Raw genomic sequence first — 21,741 nt, 5'->3', positions numbered from 1 at the left:
CTCGTCAGGGTGTTATGGCGTCCTATTCTACACAAGGACCCACAATGTTTAGCAAAAACAATTTACGCTTGGTTATTGTTATTAGTTTTTTTAACACGACTTTATCTCAAGCCGGAACCACTCTCATAACCAACGTAAAAATTATCAACCACCACGCAGAGTTAGAAAACCAAGCAGTCGATATACTGATCACCGAAGAGATCATTTCTAACATTGGCCATGTTAATACAAAAGCCGACCGAATCATCAATGGAAAGGGAAAGTACCTTATACCTGGCCTAATTGACTCTCACGTGCACTTAGAAGGTGTTCCTGGACTAAAAGGGGACGCTAGCAAAGAGCAACTGTTACAGCACGTAGGTTTGAGTCAAGTACCGAAAAGCTACCTATATTTTGGCTTTACAACTGTGCTTGATCTCGCGAGTCATACTAGCTTTATCAATCAGTGGAACACTCAACAATTGGCACCAGAAGCACTTTATTGTAAAGCAAGCTCTATCTTAAACGGGTACCCCATGGTTTATGCAGGAGATACAACCGCCCAACTAAGCTCTCCCATGGCTTACAGTCAACTGTATGATAAAAACCAATCCGCTCAATACCCAACAGATTTCCCAATCAAACAGCATCTGCCTAAGCAATTAGTTAAAAAAGCCAAACAAGAAGGTGCAATATGTATAAAAGCATTTTATGAAACAGGCTTTGGGATACGAAAAAACTTAGCAGTACCCACCCAGTCCCTGATCCGCGACCTAAAACGATATGCAGACCAAGAGAATATGCCGCTTTTCCTACATGCTAATTCATCTGAGGCCTATGAGTTTGCCATACAAACCAAGGTTTCGGTGTTGGCTCACGGAATATGGCATAGCCGAGGCAAAGATATTGTGCCGCTTATACAAAATATCGCGAACCAAGGCATGTCTGTACAACCTACGTTTACCGTATTAGACGGTGAACTGGAATTATTTAACCCGTCGTTTTTTTCAGATAAAACTGTTCGAGCAGCCATCCCTTCTTCTTTACTTCATTATTATAAAAGTGAAAAAGGCCAATGGTTTAAGCAAGTGATAAGCAAAGGTTTAGACAGATCAAAAGGAAATAACGAGTACAGTAAAGCTAAAGAGCAATACAAGTTCCCCCAGCAAACACATAGACAAGGTGTACAACTGCTATTAGCACATAATGCAAATCTTGTGTTTGGCAGCGATACACCAAGTGGGCCGATTTACACCCAGTTTCCGGGCTTAAACGGCTTTCGAGAAATACAAGCTTGGGTAGCTGCAGGAGTTGATTTAAAAACCTTATTTAAATCCTTAACCATTCGCAACGCCACGCTTTTAGGCATACAAAATCGCGTAGGTAGTATTAAAGAAGGCATGCAGGCTGATTTACTACTACTAAACGAGAACCCATTAGACAATGCTCAAGCCTACAACAGTATCGAGACCATTATTATAAATGGCCAAGCGGTTGCTCGTGAGAGTTTAGCAGCAAAGTAAATACGCAGGATGAGCCTAATAGGCCTTAGCGCTCATCAACAAATTCGAGGATATCCCCAAGTTGGCAGTCTAAGAAATGGCAAATAAGCGACAGAGTTTCAAACCTTATGCCCTAAAATCGAAAACTACTACCCACCCCAACTCACCCCGCTAGAGCTAGCAAAGAAAAATAAATTACCTGAAATCATAAACATGCTGGGAGGGTGAGAAGGTAATACATCACATATTGAGGTTTAACCAATGCTTAAGTGTCACCACTCTTGCAGTTGTTGCATTTCTTTCAATCTACCTCTTTGTAAAATCAGCGCTTCAAAAAGATCGTCAATTGAGTCGTTGTTTGAACTTAGTCCAGGTAAAGCAATGTTAGCTTCGGCGAAAAAGCGTTTGATTTGATTGCCTTGTTGCCATCCTTCCAGTGAAGGCTCTGCAACCTTTGAGCTAGTCTCACTACGACCAATACGATAACTTGCAGATTGCTCTCTTACTGCTAGCTTCTGGTCAGTAGTTTGAAGCCAAGCTTGTTGCCACCAGCTTTGGATCCGTTCTTTAGCCTCTTTTAATTTTTGCTCAGATGGTAGCTTATCGCTTTTTTGATTATTAATTTTGCTATCGGTTGGTAACAGGTTCCACAGGTCGTTATTGGGCCAGCGAGCAAACGGCATACTGTGATCAATGTCGTACTTTCTTTTAAGTGATTTAGCAGACCAAACGCACTGAGCGAGTTCAGGACTTTGTTGGGTTACTTGTTCAAACCTTGTTCGCACCTCACCTGTGCTGCGTTTAGGCTCTAACCAGAGTAAAGCTTGTTGCAAATAATACTGACTTTTAGGTGCCGCATATTGCTGGTTGCCAGTATAACCCGCCATGATTTTAACCCACTCGCTCACTAATACAGGCTCTATCCAACAGGCATAGCGATTAAAGGCCAACCATGTAGACTCTGGCAATGAAAACTCGCCCCATTGCTCTAGAGTTTGCAAGTCTAGAAACAAGCTGTCTTTAGCTCTGACTGTTTTATTGTCTACTTCAAATATAGTCTGGTCACTATTGGGCAAGGTTATACGATTACAAGGCATTTTTTTAATATTAATGACCGCTGCCGACAGTGCTCTGTGAAGTGAAATAGCATCCTCACCTAAAAACAAGTTACCAATACGGTAATCTGCAGCTGTGCGGTGGGTTAACTTATGCCAGCCATTTTCTTTCATAAACCCCATGTTTGGACGTTCATTAGGTGTTTGATATAACTGGTGAGTGTCAATTAGCTCTTTATATTGATGACACCAATACAAAGCCACTAACCCCATGGGCAAAATCACCCTGTCGCCGTTTGGGCTTGATTCGCGCCGTAACACGGCTCCGGGGTGTCCATCAGCAATACGTAATAACACTCTAAGCAATGCTAGTTTATGAGTGCCAGATTTATGGTCATTAATAGCAACGTGGCGAATAAAAGGAAATGCGCCCGTGCCATCATCTGGCAGTTGCAACACTAAGGTTTGCCAATAGACGGCATCGCGACCTAATTTGTCTTTGTCGGCAGAACCCGCCAAGGTTGAAAACAACCCGAGGGTTTGCGCTAAGTGTTCAAGCTCTTCTACACTGACATCAAACATACTGCGTTGTTGCTGCTCTCTGACTGTCATACCAAACTTAAGCGAAATAACAATCTTACCGCCAGGTTTAAGCAAGTTTGTAAGCTTACGTAAGGCTCGATTACGCTGTGACGGTGGCACATGCATCCAAACAGCGCTCAATAGAATCAAATCAAAGCTAACTTCTAAAGAGGTGATTTTATCTAACGACGGTAATGAATCTTGTAGCCAATTTACATTGTGGCCAGCGGTGGTTTGCTGCCCGACTTTTAACAAGGCCTCTGAAGGCTCAGCTCCATATATTTGGCATGTGCTGCCTTCGGGTTGTTCAGCAACTGCGAGCTCAGCCATTCGCTTTACATCACGACCAGCCCCTGCCCCGACATCTAAAATAGCAAGGTTCGGTTTTTCCCAAATAGCAGGTAGGTGATGTAGCCAACTAGCATGAACATCTTCAAATGAAAGAGATAGATACTGCTCAGATACGCTTTTAACCTGCTTGTTGTAATACTCCGACGACATTATATTCCTTTAGTCATACAGCGGTTCAAATTGCCAAACTTGAGTGTTGTTAGAACTGATATTTTATATTAAAAGAATAAAGGTTCTGGCGTAAAGGTAATTATGTGCTCTATCAACCAAAAGCCAATGCAGGCCATTTAAAACAGTTTTAGTTGGGGGGTGTCTTGGGCGCTTGGTTTGTCTTTTTGTTTGGCTTTCTTTTTGGTGCTGTTGCGTTTTCGTGAGCCGTGCTTTTTAAACACTTGTTTAGCGTTTTGCCTACCACTTACAGACTTTGATATTCCGTAGAGGGCGTCTTTCATTATTTTTGATTCTTGCTTGAAATCAATAATAGGTTTTGCATATTTTGGTGCTACGTTTTCATGGTTTAACGCCATGATTTGTTCGGTTTTTAGAGAGCGCAGCTCGGGTATCATACTGCGCACAAAATGGCATTGGGGGTCATGGTCGCTGAGCTGTTTTTGGGGTGAATATATTCTAATGGCATTAATACCTGTGATACCTGCCTGCATTTGAATTTGCGACACATGTATACCGGGCACGTAGTCAACCATTAGCTTAGACAACTCATACATAACTGTTTGCCACGGTAGCCTTAGGGCATTGCATGCAAAGCTGGTGATCATGGCTCTTGATCTAAAATTTAACCATCCATATTTTTGGTAGTAGCGCATGGCAGCGTCAATGGCCGGAAACCCCGTTTCGCCATATAACCATGCTTGAAGCCGTTTTGTGTGCTCAGTTTCGTCTTCTTGTTTGGTAATGTAGGGCAAGCCGCTTCTGAAGGCTGGGTTAACCGCTTGCACTTCCATTTCGACTTCGTTCTCTAGCTTTTGTACAAAGTGAGCATGCCAAAAAAGCCGCGAGGTGAAGTTTCTTAAGCTCGATATCCATTGCTTGTAATTAACCTCTGGCATGGCGCGCTGGGCTTCAACCAAGTGCTGTAACCTAACATCGCATTCATGAAATACCGCCCTTAGGGATAACGCGCCCCACGCTAACTGGGCCGACACCCTTGAACATGCGCTGGGGGCTTTGTTCATGCTACTTATTCCGCCTCGGTATTTTTTACCCCGTACCCATAAAAAGTCTTTGAGTGTAGACCTAGCATATCTTTCGCTTACCGATGAGTATTCGGCTGCAAAAGAGTTAAGTTTTAAGGTTGGGTGGTTGGGGTGTAAATGCTTGAAAAAAGCCTGTTTAAGCGCTTCAGGAAAACTACCCAGTAAGGGCTCTTTGGGTATGTTAAGTACAGGTTTGAATATGTAGTCTTTAAAGTGTTTGTCCCAGTAATCGCGATTCATGGGGCCACGAACCACACCATTGTTGGTGTATTCGTGCCATTTTATATGATTGTTGTCGCACCAAAGCTTAAAGGCTTTATCACGTTCAAACGTATGGGTTAAACCTGTTTCTTCATGGGAGAACACTTGATTGACTACAAAACCAAGCTCGCTGATGGCGGCGTTAATATATTGCACAGCCTCTATGGGCGACAGCTTAAAGACTAATAGGCCACTGCCAAAGTGATTCAGGTTTTGGCTTAGGGCATTGGCCCCAGTTTGTAAGGCATGGGTATGAAACGCGCCCCAGTCTGGCCCGTTTAGTAGTAATGGCTCTTGTAAAAATACCGGGATAACAATCTTACTGTGGGCCAAAGCTTGAGTTAATGCTTCGTTATCAAACAGTCTAAGGTCTCTTTTAACCCACCAAATGGCCACGTTTGTTGGGGTATGGGGGGCTGTACTCATGCTTGTATCTTGGAATCCGGTGTTTAAACGTTAGCAAATAAAAAAGCAGCACTAGACTGCTTTTAGTAGTACGTTTAAAACCAAATTTTGGATTAGAACAAAGCTGTGAATTATTAGCGTTTAACTGGGCTAGTTAAGGCTAATAAACCTAACTACCCAATATTTTTAAGGGTAAAGACAAGGCATCATTACCGGTTTGCCCAACTAACCAAATAATCGCGCTTAGGCCGCCTATTGTAACCACGTACCAAGCTACAGAAACAAACTGTGCATAACGGTTTAGTGGCAACAGTTCACTTAAATGCCTGCGTTTGTATTCAAAGAATATCTCTAGGCTACCTATGGCGAGCAAAAACCCTAGCAAAGCCAAACCAAAATAGTAACTAACAAACACACCTAATACCGCGCCCAATATACAGGCAATAATGCCCACCCAAGAGTTGACAGAAAACGCGATGCTTTTTAGCACATGACCACCGTCTAGGGGGAGTACCGGCAACATATTGAATAAATTGAGTAAGGCGTTAAATACCGCCAAACCTGCGAGTATTTCTATATCGGTGATCCAATATGCCAGTAAACATGCCACAGACAATATTAAACCAAAAAATGGCCCCATGATTGAAATCACGATATCTTGCCAGCGAGTATTTATTTTGCTGTCGCTTAAGGCCAAGCCACCCACAAAGGGGATGAGATAAATGCCTTTGGTTTTTAGGCCAAAGTACTGCATAGCCTTAATATGACCATATTCGTGAAATACCAAACAAAGAATAAGGGCAATGGCAAACTCGATAGAAAACAACCAGCTATAAGCCGCTAAACTGCCCGCAGCAAACAGTACCTTAACCACCTTGGCACTTTTTAGCAGTTTTAACCCTAGGCTTGCCATACCCACAAAACTAAACTTAATTGGCTGCTTTTTACCTTGAGTAATCTGCCGCTGCTCTATGTCTTTTTCGTTGAGAGAGCCATCATTTACCTGCTCATCGTTGACCAAAAGCGTAAATTGCAGTGCAAATGGCTGCCAGTTAAGTGCCCCACTCAACTCAATATGAACATCACCTTGCTCACTTTGTAACGTAAACTGGTGTGAAAACGGCGTACCGTCTGGCTCATCACTGTTGTTATGGGTGGCGCTCGCATCAATTTGCGATACGCATTGGTCACCCCAAAACAACTGCTGCCACCCTGCCATAGACCCTTCTAACTTAAGGGGCTTACCTAAACACTCTACTTCTAATAACTGCACTATATAAACCTAACAAAAAAGCATAGGCCGATATTATAACCCTATTAATGTTAACAAGTGAGCACTCAGCATTGATTTAGAGAAGAAGTCTTACAGGGAACAAACAGACATAAACACACAGTCACAAGCACTGCTGCCATCCACAAATAAATTTCTTGGCAAACAAAACCTGTTGCTCTCATATGTATCCTCTTTCACTCAATACTAGTTACAGTCGATTATATTTCTTCATGACATCGCATAAAGCTTGATGGTTTATCGCTTCAAGAACACGGTTAGCTGGCTTTACAGTTGCTACGGATTTAGCGGCTACCATTGCATTAAGTACCGACTCTTCGACTGCTTGTACTGCCGCTTCATAAATGACATCCATATGTGCATCATTAATGCACTCCAAATTAAAACTAAGAGGTTGTTCGGCACCTAATGGCGGCATATCAATATTGTTGCCTGTAGAAAAAGCTAGCATTATGTCACCTGAAAAATGACCTCCATAGCTGCCAGTCCGAGTGATACCAATAGCACCTCGCTTAGCTAGCCGTTGTAGTTGAGTTGGGAGCATCGGAATATCTGTAGCTAAGATGACAATAATAGAACCCGTTTCATGACCAGTTGTTTCAGATAGAATTGCATTATCTGTTATGTGTTGACCGACAGGTACTCCACAAACAGTAAACTCGGGCCTTAAACCAAAATTCGATTGTACAAGGGCTGCGACGGTATATTCTTTATTTTCAATGGTAATTAGACGTGAGCTCGTACCTGTCCCTCCTTTAAATTCATAGCTTTGCATACCTGTACCACCGCCGACATTACCTTCATCGAGCATTCCTGTGGTGGCAGTATTCAATGCGCTAAGTACATGTTCTGACGTAATATGCTGCCCGCAAATATCATTTAATAAACCATCATAGGTTTCTGCGATTACAGGAAGAGCCCATGTATGTGAACTCTGAAAATATTCTTTATGTTGATCAATCATCCAAGCAGTTGTCGCATGGTGAGCAATACCAACCGAATGGGTATTAGTAATACAAATGGGGCTAACAAAATATCCTGCATCTTTGATCCAGTGAGAACCTGTTAGTTCTCCATTGCCATTTAAATCAAATTGGCCTGCCCAAATGGGGCGAGGTGTCTCTTGTCGACCTCGAGGTAATATAGCGGTAACGCCAGTACAAATAGGTCCTTCACCAACAACCAAGTCACTGGCCCCTTGCATTACTGTTGTGTACCCAACTTCTACACCCGCAACATCAGTGATGGCATTCCACTTCCCTGGTTTACCCGCTAACGGTAAACCAAGATCTCTTGCCCGTATTTTATGTTTTAAATTCATTAATATTATTCTCAAAATTCACAATTATTTTAGACATCCATTGGGTCAATGAATGACTTGGTCATCATTTGTCCAAATAAGTCGCTATGGCAAAAAACAAAAAGCTTATGATAACGCTGCATATAGCTAACGTATTGACTGCAACAAAGCTACTTGATGTGACATACAAAACAGCAATAACCGGACCTGCTGCAGCTCCTGTTGCATGAAAAGCGGGAGCTGCTGCAACCACTACTCCTGAAGTATCTACTTTATTAACGACAGCATATTGAAAAGTAAGTGAGAAATTCCATGCTAAATTGTAGAGAGCAAGTGCAATGATATAATCAACAAAAGTCATACTTTCAAGTAACATATATACTGAGATAACGGTGACTATAGCTCCTAAAGCTAGAGAACGAATACAATCAAAACGCTCACCAACCCATGATGCGAGCAATGCTCCAGGGATCCCAAAAAACACCCCTATACTTAATGCTAGGCCAATATTTTCAGCAGAAAACCCCTCATTGTTCCCCATCCGTTCTATGTATGTCCATATAACACCCACATTCATAAAGAACATAAAGCAGCCTAGTAAAGCAAAAATGATTTTAGGCGTCAAAATGGCACTTAGAACATGCTTTACATCGGTCACATTATTTTTACTGGGCTCATTCTTGATACTTTTAACACCACCAATAGGAATCCATCGCACAAGTGTTAAACCTACGATTACGAGTATGAGAAATAATACAATTAAACTATTAATACCATGTTGCTGAATAAACATGGGTAATATCATCAAGCTCAAAACTTGAAAAGAAACCTGAGCTGCAATTGAAAAACCAAAGTTTCTATCAGTATGTTTACTATCAGAAAGAACGGTGAGAGCGATAGAATATAAAGTGCCACCGCCAAATGCGGCTGAGGCTATTAACAAAACGAAAAAAATTTGATGATGAATGAAAAACGCCGCGACATAAGAAAAACACATAACTGACAGAGCTACATATCCTGCTAATTGCCAATTTATCTTGCGGATCCAAACTATAGCAAAAATTGAACTTAATGCGGCTGCAAACATTATGATAGAAGCCATCCAGCCAAGTTGTTGCTCATCAAAGTGCAAACTATTGGCGGCTGCGCCAATTATTAATGGCAATATGAGAAAGCCGCTCATCCCTATAACGCTTAATATGATTGGTGATATAACGGCGTCACGTTTATAAATTTCCATCCCATTAACTCCCAAGCATGAAAAACAACGTCATATAAGACTGAAATAGTTTTACTCACTCTAAAGTTTACTTTTCATTTAGGATGAGCAATTTATAAAAGTTATATAGTCTGCATTTAGTGAAAAACGATGGAGTTCAATGCAAACAATTACACTGAACTCCAGATATAAACCGTAAATTTAGCTAAATAAGTTAAAACCTGTAACTAACATCAAGACCAAAAGTTCTCGGTGAGCCTAATAAATGTTGTGCACCAGTGATTGAAGGATCGAATTCACCAAAAGCGATAGGAGTTATAGGATACTTCCAGCGAAGAGAGCTATAAGTTTTATCAGTAATGTTTTTAACCCACAACGCAACGGTAATATCTTCATCAGGTGTAACATAGCTAATACGTGCATTAAGTAATGTATAGCCTTCTACAATTAAATCAGGATCGTTGATAGCATCTGAGAAACTATCGCTTCGAGCAGTGGCATCTAAGTGGATATTTAATCCTGAATCATCATCGAAATTGTAAAAATAATCGATTGTGGTTGCAGCAGTCCAATCAGTTACATACTGTAAATTATTTCCTGCACAGCTTACAGTTGCGCCATTACATCCGTCGTAAGAAGTATATTCATTATCCATTACCCCTCCATTGAATCCGATAGCCAAATCATCAGTGGCTAACCATTCAAATTCTACCTCTACTCCTGTTATTTCTGCTTCACCAGCATTGGTAGTTGTAAAACCAAGACCTAACAACTGACCTACTTGCATGTTCTCATAATCAGTATGAAATAAGGCAAGATCTAGTCGTAAGGTATTATCTAACAGTATGCCTTTCATACCTATTTCGTATGATGTGGCTTCTTCTGGTTCAAAAGCAAATAAATCTTCTGAGCTAAAGTCGATGATATCAGTTTGAAAACCACCGCTTTTGATGCCTTTTCGTATAGAGCTATATAAATTAATTTCTCTATTTAATTCATAACCAACACTTATATCACCGGATAAGCCACTGTCTTGAATTGTTGGCTCAAAAGATACGGTAGGAAAACCAAGATCCGCATTTTCAAGTTGTTGAAACACGCTTGATTTTTCTTCATCGGTATATCGTAGACCAACACTTAACGTTAATTCTTCATTTAAACGAAAATTGGTTGTGGCAAAAATGGCCCAAGCTTCGCTATCAACAGAAGCATCACTAAAAATACCTAAAGAATTTGTAGGGAAAGGGTCAAAAGTTATTGTTTCACGATTTGCGGTAATTTCTTGATCTAAATAATAAACACCAACTAAATAATCAAAAGAATTATTTTCAGGTGACGTTAGACGGAGTTCTTGGCTAAAGGTTTCTGAGTTATCTTCAAAGTGTGAATAACTCAGTGTGATTGGCCCTGCATCATCATCTGCAAACACTTCAAAATCAGCATAACGCTTTGCGGTTATTGAAGTTAAAATAAACCCTGAATCCATTTCCCATTCAGCAGTCAAACTTGTACCACCAGATTGAATTTCTTCGCTATTTGGATCATTATGGTTAACGGTATACGGATCATTTTGGTACCAATCAGGTACAAATTCGTTTAATTGAGGTTCGACTGTTTGGCCAAAAAGTTGATTGTTATCTTGGTCCACAAAATCAGAAGCCAGAGTGAATGATAAATTGCTACTCGGTGTCCAATATAATCCTATGCGACCGCCTTGGCGGTCATTATCCATATAATCATTATTATCAAACACGTTTTTCACGTAGCCGTCACGTTTATTAGAGAAAACACTGACTTTGGCTGAGAGCACGTCTTCAATAAGTTCACCTGAAATACCGCCTTGTATTTCAACTCTAGAAAAGTTACCAAAAGATGCTGATAAATTACCGGCAAATTCACCTTCAGGAGCCTTGGTTGTAATGTTTATTGCACCAGCAATTGTATTACGTCCAAATAATGAACCTTGCGGACCACGTAATACTTCAACCTGTTGAATATCACTAGTGGGGACGTTGTATGATGCAGGTCTTCCGGCATAGACGCCATCAACATATACTCCTAAGCCACTTTCTTGTCCCGCATTACGCGTAACACTAACAATGCCTCTCATCCCCCAAGAACTTAAAGAGTTGCCATTTGGGTCGATTGCTAAATTTGGTACGTTACCAATTATATCGCCTAAGGTGTCTGCACCTAACGCATCTAGTTTTTCTTCCCCCATGGAACTAATCGCAATGGGAATATCTCTAACATTTTCGACACGCTTGCGCGACTTAACCTCTATAACCTCAAAGGTTGTGCTCTTCTCTTTTACAGTATCTTCCTCTGCTGCAAAAACGTAATTAAGACTAAAACACGAGCTAACAGTTAGTGCTAAAACTACAGATTGATATGTTTTACTGATTTTATATTTCATGGTAATTCACCACCTTTTAATTATTGTATTTATTAGCGTATCTGATGATTTAACTTTGGCTGTTGTTCATACATTGATAAAATTAATTACTTCTGTACATTAAAGTATTGTGATTAAACGTACTTAATTTTAAAGTATAAATATCGAACGAATTAAATAATGAGCGACCGCTTTGTTCTTTGCAATGACGCCACATGCCATTTGTTGGCACATGTTGCAATATCAATAAAAATGGGAAAATGTTCGAATATTGGTAAATATAATAATTAGTATTTCTGGTAGCAATTAAGGCATTAATAAATGATAAGTAACCATTTATCTTTAGATGAAGCGCAAATCAGCAAAACTTATGTAAATATATTGCTTGAACATATGCGTAATAGAGCAATGGCAGATACAGACATTTTTCTAAGTCAACTAAATGTTGATAAAGATAGCCTTATTGATGATGAAGGCTTAATGCCTATGTCTAAATTTGTCATGATACTAGAAGAAGCCGCTAAATATATTGGAGATGAAAATTTAGGACTTCATTATTACCAACATGTTGACTTCAGACGTTTAGGTATTTTTGGTTATGTACTGCTTAATAGTACAACAATTGGAGAAGCATTATATTTTTCAAGTCGTTATTATTGTTTATTCCAACAAGGGATGGAATATAATTTAGTTGTAGAAGATGACATTGCTACTTTAACTTATAATATAACCACAAAAAACTGTCCCAAAAGCAGACAAGACGCCGAAATGACATTAATGGGAGCCGTAACGTTAATACGTTTTCTTTATGATGGATTATGGCAACCATCTGCAGTGCACTTTTCACATGAAGCGCCTGATGACACTAGCGAGCATACGAAATTACTCGGTTCAAGTGTTCACTTTAATAAATCGTTTAATTGTTTATTTTTTGAAAAGAAACTCTTAAATGCTCCAGTACATAATATCGATATTCAATTAAAGAAATCACTCACTATTACTATGGAACAACTTCTCTCTATTAATCAAGAGCAACTAGAAGAAGATTGGTTTCACCCATTTCAAGAAAAAATTATTAATTCGTTGGAAAACGGAGTCCCTAAAATAGATGATATTGCTGATAAAATGTATGTTAGTAAACGTACATTACAGCGAAAACTCTCTAATGAGGGGTTATCATTTTTGAGCGTTATTGAGAGTATACGCTACAAGCTAGCATCAAATTATTTAAGTGCTTCAGAGGTGTTACCACAAGATATCGCCATATTTTTGGGATATTCAGATGTTAGTTCTTTTAGTCGTGCCTTTAAGCGATGGACGAATATGACACCTTTAGAATTTCGCAAAAAACATAGGATCACACCAAAATGAATTATCCTCAAGTTGTATTCACAAATTGAAAAGTCACGATTAGCATCTTTTTTGCGTATATTTTCTATTCCACAGGCCTAAATAACACCTATTACTCAACCCTGATTTTAGGGTCACCTCTAAAATCGATTTAAAGCCCTAGCTACTCATTAATGTCACCAATTACTAGCTTGGCTTTAATTTCCACAAACTAACTTTATCGCAGGATTAGGCGTTGCGGTAACAGTAAGTTAGATAGTCATCCTTAACTGATTATAGCTTTATACACATCCAGCGCTGACATTATTGCGTTTGTTGAGTCGAACTTGCAAAGGAACAGTGAGCTTTTTAGAGCAAGTTCGACCAAGGTAAACGTAATAATAGCCAGACTGGACGGTAAGGCTTATCTAGAGTTCAATTCAACTAGGAAATGAGAAACTAATTCCTTCACGAACGCCGCTTGATGGCCAACGTTGGGTGACGGTTTTGCGCTTCGTATAAAAACGTACGCCGTCAGGGCCGTAAGCATGCAAATCACCAAAAAGTGAACGTTTCCAACCACCAAAACTATGATAAGACACGGGTACAGGTAATGGTACATTAATGCCTACCATTCCTACTTGAATATTATCAGAGAAGTAACGAGCAGCTTCACCATCTCGAGTAAATATACATGTACCATTTCCATATTCATGCTCATCAATAAGTTTCATTGCCTCTTGCATTGTTTCTACACGAATGACCTGTAATACCGGACCAAAGATTTCCGCTTTATAACTATCCATATCTGGTGATACTTTATCAATTAATGTAGCGCCAACAAAAAAACCATCTTCAAACCCTGCTACTTCAGGATTTCGACCATCAACAACTATATCGGCTCCTTGACGCTTTGCACTTTCAATAAAGCCATTGACTTTATCTTTGTGTACTTGTGTTATTACTGGGCCGAAGTCATTTTTTGCATTTGTATACTCTCCAACACTTAAGCCTTTCATTGCTTCTCTCATTTTAGCAACAAGCGCATTACCAGCATCATCACCTACAGTTACAGCAACAGAAAGCGCCATACAACGTTCACCTGATGATCCAAAAGCTGCACCTAACAATTGATTTACAGCATTATCCATATCCGCGTCAGGCATAACTATAGCGTGATTTTTAGCGCCACCAAGTGCCTGGCATCGTTTACCATTTGCACTGGCAGTTGAGTAAATATATTCAGCAATTGGCGTTGAACCAACAAAACTAACCGCTTTAATACGTTGATCGGCTAAGAGTACATCTACAGCCTCTTTATCACCATTAACAACATTCATCACTCCATCAGGTAAACCGGCTTCTTTTAAAAGTTGAGCAATATAAAGTGTAGAGCTTGGATCTCGTTCTGATGGTTTTAAAATAAAAGTATTACCGCAAACAATAGCAAGTGGAAACATCCACATAGGCACCATGGCTGGAAAATTGAATGGTGTAATACCAGCAACAACGCCTAAAGGTTGAAATTCAGACCAAGCATCAATATTAGGCCCAACATTCTTGCTATGTTCGCCTTTTAATAATTCTGGTGCGCAGCAAGCAAACTCAACGTTTTCTATCCCGCGTTGCAGTTCTCCAGCCGCATCATGAGAGATTTTTCCATGTTCTTCACCAATCAATTGACAAATTTTGTCAGCATTTTGTTCAAGTAATTCTTTAAAACGAAACATAACACGTGCACGTTTAATAGGTGACGTATTTTTCCACCCAGGAAATGCAGATTCAGCAGCTAAAATTGCTTGTTCTACTGTTTTTTTTGAAGCTAATGCAACTGTTTTTTCTGCTTTACCAGTAGCAGGGTTAAACACATCTTGGCAACGTTCTTTATCATTAACTATTTCACCATTAATTAAGTGACCTATGGTTTTCATGTTATTTCCTCAACTCTATGTGACTCATGCGATAAAAGTTATCACAGCAATTTATATTTAAAGTATGTTATGAGCTTTACTCAATTTCATTGAGGGTCTCGCCCAATGCATTTATTAAGCTATCTATTTCTGAAAGTTCAGACGTAAAAGGTAATCCTAATTGGATCGTATCGCCGCCATAGCGTACATAAAATCCCTTATTCCACATTCTCATCGCTATTTGATAAGGGCGTTTTGCAGGCTCTCCTGGGACAGCATTGATAGTTAAAGCCCCTGCAAGCCCATAATTCCTAATATCTACAATATGATTACAAGCTTTTAATGAATGTAATACTTCTTGAAAATGGGGGGCAATTGACTTGACACGTTCAGGTAATTTTTCTTGCTGTAGAATATCTAGAGAAGCTAAAGCAGCCGCACAGGCCACAGGATGTGCAGAGTAAGTATAACCATGTGGTAATTCCAACATGTATTCTGGTCCGGCGGTATCCATGAATGTGTCATAAATTTCTTGTTTAGAAATGGTTGCTCCCATTGGGATAACACCATTAGTCAACTGTTTGGCTATCGTCATGATGTCTGGCACTACACCAAACTCTTCAGAACCAGTATTGGCTCCCATACGCCCAAATGCAGTAATGACTTCATCGAAGATCAGTAGAATATTATGTTTGTTACAAATTTCTCTTAATTGCTTTAAGTAGCCTACCGGAGGGGGGATTACACCTGCAGATCCTGAGAGTGGCTCTACAATAACAGCAGCAACATTCGATGCATCATATGTTGCTATCATATCTTCCAACTCTTTAGCTAAATGAGCACCTTCTGTTGGCATCCCTTTTGAAAATTTATTTTCAGGCAGCATTGTATGAGCTAAATGTCCGGCTTCGATTCCTTGACCATATATAGCTCTATTAGCGCCAATACCTCCGACGCTAATACCACCAAAGTTTACGCCATGATACCCCTTTGCTCGCCCTATAAATCGGGTTTTACTAGCCATACCTTTCTTACGCCAATAGCCACGAGCTATTTTTAATGCTGTTTCTACCGACTCTGAACCCGAACCAGTAAAAAACACACGATTCAACCCTTCAGGCATAAACTCCGTAATTCTATGGGCTAATTCAAACGCTTTTGGGTGCCCATGTTGAAAGGCAGGAGAATAATCTAACGTATGAACCTGCTTACTTACCGCTTCTGTAATTTCAGGTCTCGAATGACCAGCTCCACAGGTCCATAACCCAGATAACCCATCAAAAATTTCTCTACCATCTGCATCCGTATAATAATTTCCTTTTGCTGAAACAAGAATACGTGGATCTTTTTTGAATTCACGGTTTCCAGTAAATGCCATCCAGTGCGCATCTAATTGAGCCTGGGTGATGCCATGATTGTTAGCCTTTGTTGATTTACTCATTATTACCTCAACATCAAATTGCGACTTGTTCAATTGTGAGAATGTATTATCAATGTTTAAATAGGTTATTAAATTCAATAAAAATAACGTTAAGTTTAGTATTTACTTAACTTATTATAAAAGATGCGATTATAAGAAACCGTAAGGCTATTCAATAGGCTACTACGTATAGGAAAGTTTAATTTATGAAGAAAAACACGAACATTCTTCCCCACAAAATTGGCGATAGCCATATTCGACTATTGCGTATATATAAAATAGTCATTGAATCTGGAGGGTTTTCTGCTGCCCAAGTTGAATTAAATATTAGTCGCTCAGCTATAAGTTTAGCGATGACAGAATTGGAATCTCTTTTGCGAATGAAGCTTTGTTATCGGGGTCGTTCCGGTTTCTCTGTTACTGAACAAGGTAAGCAGGTATACCAATCCGCATTATTATTATTGGGTAATATTGAAAACTTTCGAGCGGAAATAAATGCAATTAATACCGAGTTAATAGGTGAACTCAATATTGGAATCACAGATAACTTAGTCACTATGGAAGAAATGCGTATTACCCGCGCACTAAGTGCCCTTAAACATCGAGCACCAGGAGTGATCATTAACATTCGTATGATGCCTCCCAATGATATAGAAACAGCAATACTAAATGGGCAATTACATGTTGGTGTGGTGCCTGAATTTCGAACGTTGACTGGGTTTAATTATACTCCACTGTATCAAGAACAATCTCAACTCTTCTGTAGTGATCAACATCCATTGTTTCATTCCGAAACGGACACTATTAGTGATAGTTCGTTAGGGAAATACGATGCGGTCCTTCCCAGTTATCCGCAATCAGCAGAAATAAAACAACAACAGAGCTATCTAAATGCCACTGCCACAGCAACAGATAGAGAGGGTATCGCTTTTCTAATATTAACTGGGCGATTTATTGGCTTCTTACCGACTCACTTTGCAAAACGTTGGACCACACTAGATAAAATGCGGTCTATTGAGTCAAACACTCGGAAATTTAATACCAAATTTTCAGCAATTGTTAATAAAGGAGCACGTAGCCACTCAATATTAGATGCATATATTGCAGAACTAGAAAAGACCTAAGCGGGTGATGGTGATGAATAAAATGAATAGCATTCACTCAACAAAAATTCTTAGGGCAATATTAACCTAGTTTGGATTATGGGTTGCAAATATTAGGCGGTTTAGCGGTGCAACAGCTCTGCATTGGTTGGGTAGTTATTAAGTAATTCAACTAGTTTTTTAGCACCGTCAACGGATTTAAGACCAGTTAATCCCCTGCGTAGTGCTCTAATGTTAGGCAGGGTTTTAGGGGCTAGTAGCAGCTCTTCTCGGCGTGTACTGCTTTTTGATATATCAAGCGCTGGGAATACCCGTTGGCTGGCCGCCTCGCGCGATAATACCACTTCCATATTGCCTGTGCCTTTAAACTCTTCAAATATCACTTGGTCCATACGGCTACCGGTATCGGCAAGTACTGTGGCTAAAATGGTGAGCGAGCCGCTATCTTCTACTTTTCTGGCTGAGCCAAATAACTTGCGAGGCATCTCCATTGCTTTTGCATCTAGGCCACCCGACATAGTACGACCACTGCTTTTTTGTTTAGCATTATGCACTCGCGTAAGTCTGGTTAATGAATCAATCACAATCATCACATCATGCCCTTCGCCAGCTTCTTTGCGGGCGATATTCAGTAAGTTATTCGCCACTTGAACGTGGTGAGCATAACTTTCATCGGTAGATGAGGCATGTACCATAGCAGGTACGCTGCGGGTAAAATCGGTGACTTCTTCTGGGCGTTCATCAATCAGTAATGCATAGAGCTTTATCTTGGGGTGCCCCGCCCCTACGGCCTGACAAATGTGTTTTAGCATAGTGGTTTTTCCACACCCTGGCGGCGCCACAATCAAGCCACGTTGGCCCTTGCCAATGGGCGTAAACATATCCATCGCCCGCATGGTAGGCTCGTTAGAGGTTAACGATAGTTGAATACATTCATAAGGATTAACCGCCGTGCCCTTTAAAAAACAAGATTGAGGGTCTTCAACTGCTTGCTTGGTGGGCGATGGGTTAACGTCATGTTTGTTAACTTGGCTATCAGCAGGCTTGCTGACTTTTTTTCTTTTCAAGTTTAACGATAATATTTCTCTGGCCATAATGCCTATGCGTACCCTATGAGATGTAAAATGATGAGTTAAATGTTGCGCTTAAGATTAGCTTTGCTTTAGCCATTAAGACAAGCCTAACGTAATGATTCAAGCAGTTGCTGTATTTCTGCTTTAAGCTCGTTATCTTGAATTTTATTAGCACTAATTTTTGCCGCTTCTAGGCTTTTAACGGCCCCGCTGGTATCACCCAATTCAACTTGTAACCTAGCCATTGAATACCCGATAGACGACATATGATCTTTCGAATTAATCGCCTCGGCTTTTGAGAGCGCTTTTTGATACCCAATTACGGCCTCGGCCAAGTCTTCGGTAAAATCGGCCAATGTTTCCCACTGCTCGGGATGATCTTTAGGCGTGTTCTCGTTCTCTACACAAATGGCTTTTAGCTCTGCAAAATACCTATCAAACTCCTTTTGATTTTCTCTATCGGCTGCCGCCATTAGCTTTTCTGACAGGCTATACACAGCCTTATATATTTTAGTGTTAATTTTCACGCCACTTACCTTAAAAAATGAATGCACTCGTTATTGCGCAATCATACGGTAATCTTTGCTAAATACAGCACCTAATTAAAGTAACTCACTGCGCAGCGCGTTAAATACTCAACTGCTGAGTAAGGCTAGCGCTTTAGGCTTTGGTTGATATGATAAAAGAGCGTATTGAGGATGTATTATATAACAGCGTGTAGCGTAAGTGCATAAACACGTTAGGCTACCAAATGAACAAGGTGTTAGCGGTTAAGGCCGCTAACACCTATTAGGTGACTCACACCAAGGCTGTTTTATATAGATTCAATAATCGGGCCCATGCTTTTTCAGCCTGCGCTTCATTATAAACAGGCGAGTCTGGCGGACACCACCCATGCAAGGTGCCTTGATACACTTCTACTTCAGCCGGCGTACCAACCGCTTTGTATGCCTCAATTAGGTCACCCTTTACTGTAGGCGAACGCTCATCATCATTTGCCGCAATAGCATGTAACACCTGAGCATTAGAGGTAGGAATCAACAAATGTGGGCTATCTGGTTTATCGGTAACTAAACCACCACCATGAAATGAAGCCGCTGCCCCTACTCTTTCGGGTACCGCGCCTGCAGTACGCATAATCAGAGGCCCGCCCATACAATACCCAGCGGTACCAATTTTACGTTTGGTATCAACACTTGCTTGGGCATCAATAAAACGAATGTAAGCCTGTGCATCAGACATACTATTTTTATGGTCAAGCTTTTTGTACATAGGAATAAGCACTTCGCGTATTTTAGGGTCGCTAAAACTAGCACTTGGGTCGACAACCGGCGCTTTTGCATCACGATAAAAAGGGTTTACCACTAACACAGCGTAACCTTCAGCAGCCAAACGTTTTGCCATAGCTTTAAATGCAGGTCTAAGGCCACGAATGTCGGGCCACATTAAAATACCAGGATGTATGCCTTTAGCAGGATGAACAAAAAAGCTGTCAGACACACCGTCTGGCATTTGCACATTCACCTCAGATTCAACCAAGTCGCCCTCAAAGGCACCAGAGGCTTTTGCCAAGCCTGAAAACGCCAAAGAAAAGATGGCTGCCGCACTTAGCTTGCCAAAATTACGGCGACTTAATTCACCGCCGTTCTTTGCAAATTCACTGTTATCATTTTCTGTAAAGTCATCGCACATAAGTATTCCCCATTTGTTTTTTTAGCAGAATATGAAGATACCGATAAGCATGCAACTCCTAAACCCATAGAAAACTCAAAGACGGGATAAGTCGCTTAAATTAACCGTTGTATGGCAGATTACTTTGGATAGTTAAATAAACCAATGGGTTATGGAGATCATGCTTTCACTTTAAATTGAGGGTAAGCAGTGGTGTATCAGTTATTTTGCACTTTTACGAAGTGCACATTTACTATGTGTGTTCTTGTAATTCTTTTCTACTTGCAAAATAGCCATCAGACCAAAACTCCCCACCCCAAAAGCTGCTTTTTTATACTTATAATGGGACATTTCTCTTACAGTCGAGCTTTGAATCGTTCTTACCAACTTAGTTATACTTTATGTCGGTACTGATTGTAATAGAAAAAAGAACATCACCATTATTCATACCAATTTCTAAAAATTTAATCTGATAACGCTTATCTATTTTCAAACATATTTCGGATAGAACTTAATAAACATCCTGATCAAATACCGCGCGCCAATAAATCGCTGGAAATATAAGATGATAAAGTAGCATCATCACATTAAAAATTTTATGTATAAAATGACTCATTCACCTGTAGTGCATTACGTCGCAAGCGGCGAGGAATAACCCCCGAAGAAACTCAACTGAATCGCTCTCAAAAGCACTAAATCCTGATTGGTTGGCACGTTTCGTCAAGGTATTGCATTCATGAGAATACTCGTTGATCCAGGTGACATTTATTTGCACCTTGAGCATATTGATTTTAGAACATTGATTATGTCTTGATGGAGATTATCGCAAATGAACTTTATTAAACATATTTAGTGGCGCGTCAATTATCTTCTGCAAAAAAAACACAGTAAACTCAATCTCTTACACCTATGCAAACCCAGATTTCATCTGTACTTACGACTGGAAAAACAGGCATCATGGCGATTGAATAAAAACTAGGTTTTATTGGCAGATAGTTATGTTTAGTCATTGGCATTTAACAAAGAAAAAAAGTGTTTTTAGACAGCTTTCTTAAAATCGGCGTAAAATAAGTGACACCCCATTTAAGGTATTTTACAGCATACCTATGTGGTGTCGCCGCAATTTAAATAATGTAATGATTCAATCACACTGTTAACTATTGATAGTTAATTGGGTTGTATACATGTTCTTACTCAAAGATGAATTAAGTAGTTCCGCTATAGCTAAACTAACTGCACAGGGAGCTTATACATTAGTTAGTTCGACGGACGCAGCCCAAAATGACGGTACAAGTGACGACATTTGGTTAAAGCGTTTAGAAATTTTTAAAAATGTACAAAATAAACTGTTGAGTTATACCAGAGCAAAAGCGGCATCTGGTTCTTTAGTCATACTTTGTATTGCTGTTGGTCTTTTCTCTTTGGCATCACTTTTAACAATGAATGAATACGCAGTGTTGGCAATTACAATTACATTTGCTCTATCTTCAGTCAGCTACCTTTTCACTGCTATGTTTTGTATTGTAATTACTGAGCAGAGAGATCATATAAAAATTCAATTTTTTGAGTCTAATCATGAGTTAGAAGCGGTAGAAAAAAAATTATCTTTGGTGGAACGAGGTTCAAATAAAGTTGTTGCTGCTATTTCGCTATAGCTGTTTAAAACAAATTAAAATTATTT

15 protein-coding genes and 1 pseudogene are annotated in these 21,741 nt (G+C 39.9%); 4 read left to right on the top strand and 12 right to left on the bottom strand.

Features of this window, described 5'->3' with window-relative positions; all coding sequences use genetic code 11:
• Positions 1 to 44: 44 nt before the first annotated feature.
• A complete protein-coding gene (locus ABJD71_RS15965; protein WP_348171635.1) occupies positions 45 to 1,502 on the top strand; it encodes an amidohydrolase family protein in 1,458 nt (485 codons plus the stop codon).
• Positions 1,503 to 1,753: 251 nt separating this feature from the next.
• Here the strand turns inward: ABJD71_RS15965 and ABJD71_RS15960 are convergent, their stop codons facing one another.
• The 6 genes from ABJD71_RS15960 to ABJD71_RS15935 form a co-directional block, all read right to left on the bottom strand.
• Positions 1,754 to 3,619, bottom strand: coding sequence for a class I SAM-dependent methyltransferase (locus ABJD71_RS15960; RefSeq protein WP_348171632.1), 1,866 nt, complete (start codon positions 3,617 to 3,619; stop codon positions 1,754 to 1,756).
• A gap of 137 nt (positions 3,620 to 3,756) precedes the next feature.
• Positions 3,757 to 5,370, bottom strand: coding sequence for an FAD-binding domain-containing protein (locus ABJD71_RS15955; RefSeq protein ID WP_348171629.1), 1,614 nt, complete (start codon positions 5,368 to 5,370; stop codon positions 3,757 to 3,759).
• Between the two features lie 148 nt (positions 5,371 to 5,518).
• Complete coding sequence (locus ABJD71_RS15950) at positions 5,519 to 6,622, bottom strand: site-2 protease family protein (RefSeq protein WP_348171626.1); 1,104 nt, start codon at positions 6,620 to 6,622, stop codon at positions 5,519 to 5,521.
• Between the two features lie 208 nt (positions 6,623 to 6,830).
• Positions 6,831 to 7,961: a P1 family peptidase gene (locus ABJD71_RS15945; RefSeq protein ID WP_348171623.1), complete on the bottom strand. Its 1,131-nt coding sequence runs from the start codon at positions 7,959 to 7,961 to the stop codon at positions 6,831 to 6,833.
• Between the two features lie 64 nt (positions 7,962 to 8,025).
• Complete coding sequence (locus ABJD71_RS15940) at positions 8,026 to 9,180, bottom strand: MFS transporter (protein ID WP_348171620.1); 1,155 nt, start codon at positions 9,178 to 9,180, stop codon at positions 8,026 to 8,028.
• Between the two features lie 193 nt (positions 9,181 to 9,373).
• Positions 9,374 to 11,575: a TonB-dependent receptor gene (locus ABJD71_RS15935; protein ID WP_348171617.1), complete on the bottom strand. Its 2,202-nt coding sequence runs from the start codon at positions 11,573 to 11,575 to the stop codon at positions 9,374 to 9,376.
• 300 nt (positions 11,576 to 11,875) lie between these two features.
• Between ABJD71_RS15935 and ABJD71_RS15930 the strand changes: the two genes are divergently transcribed.
• Positions 11,876 to 12,925 (top strand): AraC family transcriptional regulator, encoded by a 1,050-nt coding sequence (locus tag ABJD71_RS15930; protein ID WP_348171614.1) that lies wholly within the window; start codon positions 11,876 to 11,878, stop codon positions 12,923 to 12,925.
• Between the two features lie 398 nt (positions 12,926 to 13,323).
• Here ABJD71_RS15930 and ABJD71_RS15925 read toward each other — a convergent pair whose 3' ends face one another.
• Together ABJD71_RS15925 and ABJD71_RS15920 are read right to left on the bottom strand one after the other, a co-directional pair.
• Positions 13,324 to 14,814: a CoA-acylating methylmalonate-semialdehyde dehydrogenase gene (locus ABJD71_RS15925; RefSeq protein WP_348171611.1), complete on the bottom strand. Its 1,491-nt coding sequence runs from the start codon at positions 14,812 to 14,814 to the stop codon at positions 13,324 to 13,326.
• Positions 14,815 to 14,890: 76 nt separating this feature from the next.
• Positions 14,891 to 16,234 carry an aspartate aminotransferase family protein gene (locus ABJD71_RS15920; RefSeq protein ID WP_348171608.1) on the bottom strand — a complete coding sequence of 448 codons (1,344 nt, stop codon included), beginning with the start codon at positions 16,232 to 16,234 and terminating at the stop codon, positions 14,891 to 14,893.
• A gap of 185 nt (positions 16,235 to 16,419) precedes the next feature.
• Here ABJD71_RS15920 and ABJD71_RS15915 point away from each other — a divergent pair, with 185 nt between their 5' ends.
• The gene (locus tag ABJD71_RS15915; RefSeq protein ID WP_348171605.1) at positions 16,420 to 17,337 is read left to right on the top strand and encodes a LysR family transcriptional regulator; all 918 of its coding nucleotides are present in this window, start codon (positions 16,420 to 16,422) and stop codon (positions 17,335 to 17,337) included.
• Between the two features lie 101 nt (positions 17,338 to 17,438).
• Here the strand turns inward: ABJD71_RS15915 and rho are convergent, their stop codons facing one another.
• The 4 genes and pseudogenes from rho to tnpA all read right to left on the bottom strand — a co-directional run.
• On the bottom strand, positions 17,439 to 18,410 hold the full coding sequence (gene rho / locus ABJD71_RS15910) for a transcription termination factor Rho (RefSeq protein WP_348171602.1): 972 nt from the start codon (positions 18,408 to 18,410) through the stop codon (positions 17,439 to 17,441).
• A gap of 86 nt (positions 18,411 to 18,496) precedes the next feature.
• Positions 18,497 to 18,862 carry a tetratricopeptide repeat protein gene (locus tag ABJD71_RS15905; protein ID WP_348171957.1) on the bottom strand — a complete coding sequence of 122 codons (366 nt, stop codon included), beginning with the start codon at positions 18,860 to 18,862 and terminating at the stop codon, positions 18,497 to 18,499.
• Between the two features lie 325 nt (positions 18,863 to 19,187).
• A complete protein-coding gene (locus tag ABJD71_RS15900) occupies positions 19,188 to 20,081 on the bottom strand; it encodes a dienelactone hydrolase family protein (RefSeq protein ID WP_348171599.1) in 894 nt (297 codons plus the stop codon).
• Positions 20,082 to 20,340: 259 nt separating this feature from the next.
• A pseudogene (gene tnpA / locus ABJD71_RS15895) lies at positions 20,341 to 20,676 on the bottom strand (IS200/IS605 family transposase); the annotation flags it as partial.
• A 568-nt stretch (positions 20,677 to 21,244) separates the two neighbouring features.
• On the opposite strand from tnpA, the gene ABJD71_RS15890 reads away from it, so the two are divergent.
• Positions 21,245 to 21,715: a hypothetical protein gene (locus ABJD71_RS15890; protein WP_348171596.1), complete on the top strand. Its 471-nt coding sequence runs from the start codon at positions 21,245 to 21,247 to the stop codon at positions 21,713 to 21,715.
• The last annotated feature ends 26 nt before the right edge of the window (positions 21,716 to 21,741 follow it).

Origin of the sequence: Paraglaciecola sp. (assembly GCF_039943935.1) — a bacterium.
In the GTDB taxonomy this organism is placed as follows: Bacteria; Pseudomonadota; Gammaproteobacteria; order Enterobacterales; family Alteromonadaceae; genus Paraglaciecola.
The sequence above is the reverse complement of the archived record's forward strand: the minus strand, read 5'-3'. Positions and strand labels throughout refer to the sequence as shown.